Annotated in this window: 9 protein-coding genes and 2 pseudogenes; 4 read left to right on the plus strand and 7 right to left on the minus strand. The window is 72.7% G+C overall.

Features of this window, described 5'->3' with window-relative positions; translation table 11 throughout:
• Together D471_RS33230 and D471_RS41625 are read right to left on the minus strand one after the other, a co-directional pair.
• A partial coding sequence (locus D471_RS33230; protein WP_017597756.1) for a ribose-phosphate diphosphokinase occupies positions 1 to 550 on the minus strand: 550 nt, incomplete at its 3' end.
• Positions 543 to 731 (minus strand): ribose-phosphate pyrophosphokinase-like domain-containing protein, encoded by a 189-nt coding sequence (locus tag D471_RS41625; protein ID WP_017597757.1) that lies wholly within the window; start codon positions 729 to 731, stop codon positions 543 to 545. The genes D471_RS33230 and D471_RS41625, both read right to left, overlap by 8 nt.
• Positions 732 to 894: 163 nt before the next feature.
• Here D471_RS41625 and D471_RS0105825 point away from each other — a divergent pair, with 163 nt between their 5' ends.
• A complete protein-coding gene (locus D471_RS0105825; protein ID WP_017597758.1) occupies positions 895 to 1,269 on the plus strand; it encodes a CBS domain-containing protein in 375 nt (124 codons plus the stop codon).
• A 219-nt stretch (positions 1,270 to 1,488) separates the two neighbouring features.
• A complete protein-coding gene (locus D471_RS0105830) occupies positions 1,489 to 2,295 on the plus strand; it encodes a phosphotransferase enzyme family protein (RefSeq protein WP_017597759.1) in 807 nt (268 codons plus the stop codon).
• A gap of 287 nt (positions 2,296 to 2,582) precedes the next feature.
• Here D471_RS0105830 and D471_RS0105835 read toward each other — a convergent pair whose 3' ends face one another.
• Both D471_RS0105835 and D471_RS0105840 read right to left on the minus strand, forming a co-directional pair.
• Positions 2,583 to 2,960: a hypothetical protein gene (locus tag D471_RS0105835; protein WP_017597760.1), complete on the minus strand. Its 378-nt coding sequence runs from the start codon at positions 2,958 to 2,960 to the stop codon at positions 2,583 to 2,585.
• Positions 2,961 to 2,984: 24 nt separating this feature from the next.
• A complete protein-coding gene (locus tag D471_RS0105840) occupies positions 2,985 to 3,686 on the minus strand; it encodes a class I SAM-dependent DNA methyltransferase (RefSeq protein ID WP_017597761.1) in 702 nt (233 codons plus the stop codon).
• Between the two features lie 485 nt (positions 3,687 to 4,171).
• On the opposite strand from D471_RS0105840, the gene erm reads away from it, so the two are divergent.
• Positions 4,172 to 4,975, plus strand: a complete 804-nt coding sequence (erm, locus tag D471_RS0105850) for an ErmE/ErmH/ErmO/ErmR family 23S rRNA (adenine(2058)-N(6))-methyltransferase (protein ID WP_017597763.1) — start codon at positions 4,172 to 4,174, stop codon at positions 4,973 to 4,975.
• Between the two features lie 4 nt (positions 4,976 to 4,979).
• Here the strand turns inward: erm and D471_RS38230 are convergent.
• A pseudogene (locus D471_RS38230) lies at positions 4,980 to 5,249 on the minus strand (alpha/beta fold hydrolase); the annotation flags it as partial.
• A 95-nt stretch (positions 5,250 to 5,344) separates the two neighbouring features.
• On the opposite strand from D471_RS38230, the gene D471_RS0105860 reads away from it, so the two are divergent.
• The gene (locus D471_RS0105860) at positions 5,345 to 6,505 is read left to right on the plus strand and encodes an RNA-guided endonuclease InsQ/TnpB family protein (protein ID WP_017597765.1); all 1,161 of its coding nucleotides are present in this window, start codon (positions 5,345 to 5,347) and stop codon (positions 6,503 to 6,505) included.
• Between the two features lie 173 nt (positions 6,506 to 6,678).
• On the opposite strand, the pseudogene D471_RS0105865 reads toward D471_RS0105860, so the two are convergent.
• Positions 6,679 to 6,831, minus strand: a pseudogene (locus tag D471_RS0105865) (alpha/beta fold hydrolase); the annotation flags it as partial.
• A 144-nt stretch (positions 6,832 to 6,975) separates the two neighbouring features.
• Positions 6,976 to 8,598: malto-oligosyltrehalose trehalohydrolase (treZ, locus tag D471_RS0105870; protein ID WP_017597767.1), on the minus strand; the 1,623-nt coding region annotated here is incomplete at its 5' end.

Below are 8,598 nucleotides of genomic sequence, written 5' to 3' on the forward strand. Positions count from 1 at the left end.
CCACGGTGACGTCGGCCAGCGCCCCGTGGGCGAGGAGGACGTCCACGGCCGCCTCGATCGTCCCGCCGGTGCTGATCATGTCGTCCACGACGACCGCGGGCCGACCGACGATCTCCCCGGCCACCTCACCGGCCTGGACGGTCTCACCGCTCAGCCGCCTCTTACGCACCACGGCGACCGGCAGCCCCAGCCGCCCGGCGTGGTGCTCGGCGAGTTTGACCGCGCCGAGGTCGGGCGCCACCACCACGGCGGTGTCGGGTGTCTCCTCCGCGAGTGCGTCGGCCAGGACCGGCACGGACGTCAGCATCTCCACCGGCATGGCGCACATGGCCTCCAACGCGACGGTGTGCGGATCGACCACGACCAGCCGGTCCGCCCCCGCCGACGCCAGGGTGTCGGCCACCACCCTGGAGCCCACCGCCTCGCCCGCCCGGCCGCGGCGGTCCTGCCGGGCATAGCCGAAGTAGGGGACGACCGCGGTGCTCGTCCGCGCTCCGCCCCGGCGGCACGCGTCCAACAGGAGCAGCAGCTCAACCAGGTGCTCACCCACCGGGGGGGCCGGTGGGCTGGACCACGTAGACGTCGTCGCCCCGCACGCGCTCCACCACCGGGCGCAGCTCACCGTCGGGGAACCGCTCCACCCCGCAGGCCGCCAGCTCGGTGTCCAGGGCGGACGCGACGGCCTCGGCGAGGGTGCGGTGCGCCGTCCCGGACACGATCCGAGTGGACATCGCCCGCCTCCTCACGGTTCTGGGAAGGGCCGGCACCGGACGGGTTCGCGACGAAGGACCGAAGGTCCCCCGAACGGTGAACCGAGGTCTCTACCCGGGGTGTTCCCACGTCGAGGAGGCTGGACACGAGCGGGAACGTGGGGAACGCGTGCCGGGAGGACACATGCTCATCAGCAACGTCTACCGTCCGACCATCCTCGGCTGCCAGGTGGGTGACCGGTTGGTCGACGCGGCACAGCGAATGGTGGAGGAGAACGTCGGCTCCCTGGCCGTGTTCGACGGTGACCGGGTCATCGGGATCATCACCGAACGCGACCTGGTGAGGGCTCTGGTCACGGCGTTCGCCCCGGCCGCCGAGAGCGCGGCCGACCACGCCTCGACGGAGATCGAGACGGCCGGCCTGGACGAGGACTCGCGTGAGGTGGCGCGCCGGATGCTGGAGGCGGGCATCCGCCACCTTCCGGTGGTCGACAAGGGGCGCGTGGTCGGCATGGTGTCGATGCGGGACCTGCTCACCCTGGAGACGTGGGCGTCCTAGACTCCGGGAAGACGGCGGAGTACGGCCTCCCCGTCCCCACCCGGACCGTCAGGGATGGGTGGACCTCTCCTCGAACGGCCGATGGCAGAGGGGAGGTGTTTCCCCTGCGCGGGACCCGCCGAACCCCGTCGCGCACACCGCCTGGTCCGGACGGGCACCGTCACCGGACGCGGAGAAAACCGGGTGCGGTGCTCGCCTGACCGGACGACACTGGTCGGCATGGACGACACCCAGGGCGGCATGGACGACGAGGAGGCCCTGCACGGCGGCAACGTCTCCGACGAGGTGGTGCGTGTGGGGCGCACGGTGCGCAAGCCGTGGACCCGCGCCTCCCCCGCCGTCGGCGCGCTCCTGACCCACCTGTGCGAGCGGGGATATGAGGCCGCCCCCGCGTGGCTGGGCCGCGACGGTCGGGGCCGCCAGTGCCTGGAGTACGTGCCCGGGACCACGGCCGACCGCCTGCCGCCGATGACGGTGGCCGAACTGCGCCGCCTGGGCGCCCTGATCCGCCGACTGCACGACCTCACCGCCGACCTTCCCTCCTTCCCCGCCCTGGAGTGGGACGTGGCGGTGGCGCCCCGACGCGGGGAGATCGTGTGCCACCACGACCTGGGACCGTGGAACCTCGTCCGGGACACCGACTCGGCCGCGTGGACGTTCATCGACTGGGACAACGCCGGGCCCGGCACCCGCATGGGAGACTTGGGCTATGCCGCCCACGGGTTCGTGCCGCTGCACCCGGGCGGTTCCCCCGCACGCGACGCCGTCAGGCTGCGGGCGCTGGCGGACGGATACGGGTGCGACGACGCCCAGCGCCGGGAGCTGCCCGACGCGGTCCTGCATGAGGTGCGCGGCATGCACGGCCTACTGGTGGAGGGCGCGCGCACCGGCCGCCAGCCGTGGGCGCGGCTGCACGCCGAGGGGCACGCCGACCACTGGGGGCCGGCGGCCGACTACGTCAAGCGCCATCGCCACGTGTGGCTGGCCGCGCTCACCGCGCCCTCCCTCTCCGTTCCGGACGCGTGACCGTTCCGCCCCGGGGCGGTCGTCGGGCGCACGAGACGGGTCCGTCGGTGTGTGCGGCCGCCACCAGGGCCGGTCCGTCCTACCCTGGCCCTATGCGGCTGTGCAGAGTAGGCCTCCAGATCACGATGGAACCCGAGCAGGAGGAGAGGTTCCGAGCGAAGCACGGGCTGGCGGACGACGAGGAACTGGGCCCGTACCTGGCGCACGTGATCCAGGAGCGCCTACGCCAGGTGGACCCGTTCTTCGAGTCCGTGGAGACCGAGCACGTCCGCGACGACTGGCGTCCATCACCGGTCCGGTCGGCGCAACCGTTCCCGCAGGCGCCGCAACCGTTCGACGTTGGCTCCCCGCCCCTCCTCGGCCTCGACCCGGTACCGCAGGGTGAGCTCGATCGAGTCCCCGAGCGGTTCGTCCGGGTACTTGGCCCACCGCTTGGGCCGTCGCCGCTCGAAACGCTCCTGGGCCGCCGCGCCCGCCTCCGTGTCCGCGGCGCCGCGCGCATCCGCCAGGGCCACGGACGCGCGGCGGCGGTTGGCCCTGGTCACCAGTCGTTTGGACCTGGCGATGTTCCTGCGTGAGCTCTTGTCGTTCTCGCCGTACTCGTTACGGCGTTCCCTGGTGTAGGTGAGCAGCTTCTTCTCCTGCGGTGACCTGCGACGGGGCACGGTGTCCTCCTTCTCAACTCCGGATCAGGCGGGCTTGGTCCAGACCAGGGCCATCGAGATCGGATGGCCGTAGAAGCGCTTCCACTTGGGCTTGGCCGCCACCCAGGTGTCGTCCACCGTGGCCTCGGCCAGCTCGGCGAGGGTCCACCCGGCGGCGATGGCCGCCCGTGCGTGGTCGCTGAGCAGGTGCAGGTGGGTACTGATCGCCACGTCCTCACCGGAGGCGTCGGTGAAGTGCGTGGGCATCCCCGAGACCATGATGAACTGCGGATGGTAGGCGACCAGGACGAGGGATCCGCCGGGCGCGGTGAGCCGCCAAGCCTCGGCGTAGTAGGGGGCCAGGTCGGGCAGGTGCTCGTCGATGAGCGAGGAGATCACCAGGTCGTAGCCGCCACCGGGCAGCCCGGTGGTGCGCACGTCCCCCCGGACGAGGGTGGTGTGCGCGCCGCGCTCGCGGGCCAGACCCAGCATCCCCTCGCTGAGGTCGACGCCGTCCACGTGCGGCACGCCCCTCCCGCGCAGCCACGCTCCGGTGCGCCCGGTTCCGCAGCCCAGGTCGGCGGCGCGCTCCACCCCCGACCAGTCGGGGCGGGTCAGCCCGTCCAGGAGCGCGAGGTCCATGGCGTCCAGGACCGAGTTCTCGTAGGTGCTCGACCAGCCGTCGTAGCCGGTGGGCACGTCGACCGTGCGGTAGTGGCGGGGGGGGGGGGCCGCGAAGTTCGGCATGGGAGCGAGTATCCCGTGGCCACGTGCGGGGGCGCCATCGCGTTTTCACGGCTGTGGAAAACCCTTTGATCCCGGGGACGCGCCCCTTCTAGGGTGTGCGCATGGCCAACTTCCACGCGATCGTGAACCAGGTCCCGTCCTGGTCCGCGAGCGCCCACGTTCTCGTCGTCCGCCCCCGGTCCGGGTCCCTGGACCGCTAGACGACGTCCGGGAGCCCCCCGAACCCGCGTGTTCGGAGCGGCTCCGTCCGAGGGTGAGAGCCCCGCCGTCCCCGCCGCGCCGCCGACGTGCTCACGCGTCCGCGCCGCCGCGGCCGGGCGGCGGGCTCCCCGTCATGCGCGTGTACCGGTCCAGGTCCAGTCCCGTCCCCGAACCACCACGGACGGGCCGCCCGGACCACCCTTCCTCTGCCGTGCGCGCTCCACCGCGCCGGTCCGTGCCGCCCGTCCTCGTCCGCCACTCGCGTGGCTGGATCGGACCCTTCCATGGCACGTACGACACGTCCCCGTCACGGCACCGCGGGCGACCGCCGCCGACGCCTGTCCCAGAACTTCCTCGCCGACCCCGGCGCCGCCCGGCACGTGGTCCGGGTCTCCGGGGTGACCTCGCACGACCTGGTGGTGGAGGTGGGCCCCGGAGAGGGCGCCATCACCCGCTTCCTGGCCCCGGCCGCGCGGCGGGTGGTCGCCTACGAGCTCGACAGCCGCCTGGCCGACCGGCTGACCGCCCGCTACCGCGGCGGCCCCGACCGGGGTGTGCGGGTGGTGTGCGCGGACTTCACGCGCGCCCGACCGCCGCGCGAACCGTTCCACGTGGTCGGCAACATCCCCTACGCCCGCACCTCCGACATCGTCCGCTGGTGCCTGAACGCACGGGGGCTGGCCTCGGCCACGCTGGTGACGCAGTTGGAGTACGCGCGCAAGCGCACCGGCGCCTACGGCCGGTGGAGCCGGTTGACCGTGCTGACCTGGCCGGAGTGGTCGTGGTCACTGGCCGGTCGGATCAGCCGGAACCGCTTCCGGCCGGTCCCCCGGGTGGACGCCGGGCTGCTGGTGCTCAGGCGCAGGACCGAACCGCTCATCGCACCCGACCGGATGGGCTCCTACCGCCGCCTGGTCGAACTGGGTTTCGAGGGCGTGGGGGGCTCTCTGGGTGCGTCGCTGCGCCGGGCGCACCCCTCCCCGCGGGTGGACGCGGCGTTGCGCGCGGCCGGGGTCGCCTCGGGTACACCGGTCGGTCTGGTGGCGCCCGACCGGTGGGTGGCGCTCCACCTGGCCTTGGACCGGTAGAACGTCAGGCCAGGAAGTCCAGGAGGGCGGCGGTCAGTTCGGCCGGGGCGTCCTCCTGGACCAGGTGCCCGGCGCCCTCCAGGGGGTGCAGCCGGGCCCCGGGGATGGCGGCGGCCAACCGCTCACCGCGGTCGATCGGCAGCCAGGTGTCCTCGCGGCCCCACACGACGAGCACCGGGAGGTCGAGGTCGGCGTAGGCGTCCTCGACCTCGGCGGTGTGGCGCTCGTCGGCCTGGGCGATCTGCCGGTAGAAGGCGGGCTGGCCGTCGGCGCCGGGTCAGTCCGGCCAACCACCCGCGTATGCCAGAAACCACCCCGCCTGTCGTACCCGTCCGCTAGGGTCTGTGCTGGTTCGAGAGGAGGTGTTCGATGCTGGTCGGCCGCAGGTGTGTCGCGTACCTGACCCCGGAGCAGGAGGTTCAGGCCCAGGGGTTCGGTGACGCGTGCCGGTGGGTGTGGAACGCCGCCCTGGAACAGCGCCGGGAGGCGAACCGGTGGTGGAAGCGGCTTGGTAAAGCCTGGACCCACCCCTACCCCGGGTTCACGGCCCGGGCCCGCCAACTGTCCGGGGTGCGCGCTGAGGCCGACTGGCTGGCGGCCGCGCCCTCGCACGTCCTCCAGCAGACACTCAAAGACCTGGACACGGCCTGCCGCGTCCACGGTGCCAACGCGGTCCGGTGGCGTTCCAAAGGACGGTGGCACCCGTCGTTCCGCTTTCCCGACCCGAAACAGATCACCGTGGAGAAGGTCAACCGCCGGTGGGGGCGGGTCAAGCTCCCCAAACTCGGGTGGGTCCGGTTCCGCCGCCCTCGTGGTCTGGGCGGCCAGGTCAGGAACGTCACCGTGTCCCACCGGTCGGGGGCCTGGCACGTCACCTTCTGTGTCGAGGACGGCCGTGGTCAAGCCCAACCCAACGGCAGACCCGACGTCGGCGTGGACCGGGGCGTGGTCGTGGCGGCCGCCACCTCCGACGGGCGGTTGCACGACCGGGCGTTCACCACCCTCAAGGAGGAAGAGCGCCTGGTACGGCTTCAACGGGCTAGGGCCCGGCGGGTGAAGGGGTCGGCGAACTGGCGGCGCGCCAAGGCCGCGATCGCCCGCATCCATGCCCGGCGCGCGAACCGGCGGGCGGACTTCAACGCCAAACTCGCCCACCATCTGACCCGCCGTCACGGGATGGTGGTGCTGGAGGAGTTGAGGGTCGCCGGCATGACCCGCTCGGCCAGGGGCACCGTCGAACGACCGGGCACGAACGTCGCCCAAAAACGTGGGTTGAACCGGGCGATCCTGGCCAAGAGCTGGGGGGACCTCGCTCGACGGTGTGAGTACAAGGCCAAAGTGAACGGATCATCCCTGGTCCGTGTCAACCCCGCGTTCACGTCGCAGGGGTGCAACCGGTGCGGGGAGGTGGACGCGAAGTCCCGCGAGAGTCGAGCGGTCTTCACGTGTACCTCCTGCGGACACACCGAGCACGCCGACGTGCACGCGGCCACGAACGTTCTTGATCGCGGCAGGACAACAGGGCCCTGAGCCCAGTGCCGTGTCAGCCCGCGGAGACCTCTCGAAGAAGTCGGTGAAGCAGGAACCAGCTCGCGCCGTGAGGCGCGTCGCGCCACCGCCCCGTGAGGGACGGTCGGAATCCCGGTCCCTTCGGGGCCGGGAGGAAGTCAACAGGCGGAAGAAGTCGCTGCCTTAGGGGCGGGCGCGAGGGCGCGGGCCACGTGCCGCCACACGTACGAGGAGAACGGGGTGCCGTGCAGGAGAACGACGGGGTCGTCCTCGCCCAGGCGGGTCCAGTGGACCGTTCCGTTGGGTGCGTCGAACCGTTCGTCGAGGTCCCAGGTGGTGTCGGTCACGGCTGTCGCCCTTCGTCTCGCACGGGACGGTGTCGTCCCCTCGGGTCATCGGTTGACCGGAGCGTGCTCGTGGGGGACGACGGTCGGCGCACCCGGCGGCCCGTGGTCGCGGCGCCGGGCGGTGTGCTGGACGGGCGGCCCGGGTCAGACCCGCACGATCGCGAAGGACTCCCCTGACAGGGTCACCGCGCTCCCGGAGGTTCGCGGTTCTCCCGTGGCGAGAACGACCTCGCGCGGCGGCGCGTCCACCTCGACGGCGGCGTCGGCGCCGTCGAGGTTGCACACCAGGCGCAGGCCGCCGCGGACCAGGACCAGCTGGCGGCCGTCGGCGCTGGAGCGCACGGCGAACCGGTCCAGGCGGGGGTCGGCCAGGTCGGGTTCGGCTCGGCGCAGGGCGATGAGCGCGCGGTGGGTGTCCAGGACCCCGCTGTGAGGGTCCCGATCGCGCTGGTCCCAGTCCAGAACGGCCGTTTCGCGGGTGGCGGGGGCCATCGGGTCGGGGATCTCCTCGTGCGCCCAGCCAAGGTCGGCGAACTCACGGCGCCTGCCCCTGCGGACGGCCTCGGCCAGCTCGGGGTCGGCGAAGGAGGCGAAGAACGGCCAGGGGGTGGTGGCCCCCCACTCCTCACCCATGAACAGCATCGGGGTGTAGGGCGAACACAGGACGAGCGCGGCCCCGCAGCACAGCAGGTCCGGAGACACGTACTCCCCCATGCGGTCACCGCGCGCCCGGTTGCCGATCTGGTCGTGGGTGCTCAGGTAGGCGAGGAACCGGCTGCCGGGCACACGCGCGGTGTCGACCGGCGCCCCGTGCGTGCGGCGCCGGAAGGAGGAGTAGGTGCCCGCGTGCCAGAACACGCGGCTCAGGACCGTGGGCAGCACGTCGGGACCGGCGAAGTCGGCGTAGTAGCCGTGGGTCTCCCCGGACAGGGCCGTGTGCAGGGCGTGGTGAAGGTCGTCGGACCACTGGGCGGTCATCCCCAGGCCGCCCGCCTCTCGGGGCAGGACGGTGCGCGGGTCGTTGCGGTCGGACTCGGCGATCAGGGACAGGGGACGGCCCAGGGTGACGGCGAGCGCGTCGACCGCGGCGGACAGTTCGGCCAGCAGGTGGGTGGCCCGATCGTCGCGCAGGGCGTGGACGGCGTCCAGGCGCAGCCCGTCGAGGTGGAAGTGGCGCAGCCAGTCGAGGCAGTTGTCGACGACCAGGCGGCGGACCGGGTCGGAGTCGGGTCCGTCGAGGTTGAGGGAGGGGCCCCAGTCGGTCTCGCCGCCGAAGTAGGGGCCGAACCGGGGCAGGTAGGCACCGGAGGGGCCGAGGTGGTTGTGCACGACGTCCAGGACGACGGCGAGGCCGCGCGTGTGGCAGGCGTCCACGAGGGTCTTGAGGGCGTCGGGGCCTCCGTAGGGGTGGTGGACGGCCGACCACAGCACGCCGTCGTAGCCCCAGCCGTGCGTGCCGTCGAAGGCGTTGACCGGGAGGAGTTCGACGTGGGTCACGCCGAGGTCGACGAGGTGGTCGAGGCGGTCGACGGCGGCGGTGAGGGTGCCCTGGGGGGTGAAGGTGCCCGTATGGAGTTCGTAGATCACCGAACCGGGCAGGGGACGACCGGTCCAGGCGGTGTCCGTCCAGGGGAAGGCGGCGTGGTCGTAGACGCGGCTGCGAGCGTGGACGCCCTCGGGCTGCCACCGTGAGCGCGGGTCGGGCAGGACCTCGGGGGCGTCGTCGAGCAGGTAGCCGTAGTCGGTGCCGGGGCCGGGGCCGTCGAC

The organism is Nocardiopsis lucentensis DSM 44048 (genome assembly GCF_000341125.1).
GTDB lineage: Bacteria > Actinomycetota > Actinomycetes > Streptosporangiales > Streptosporangiaceae > Nocardiopsis > Nocardiopsis lucentensis.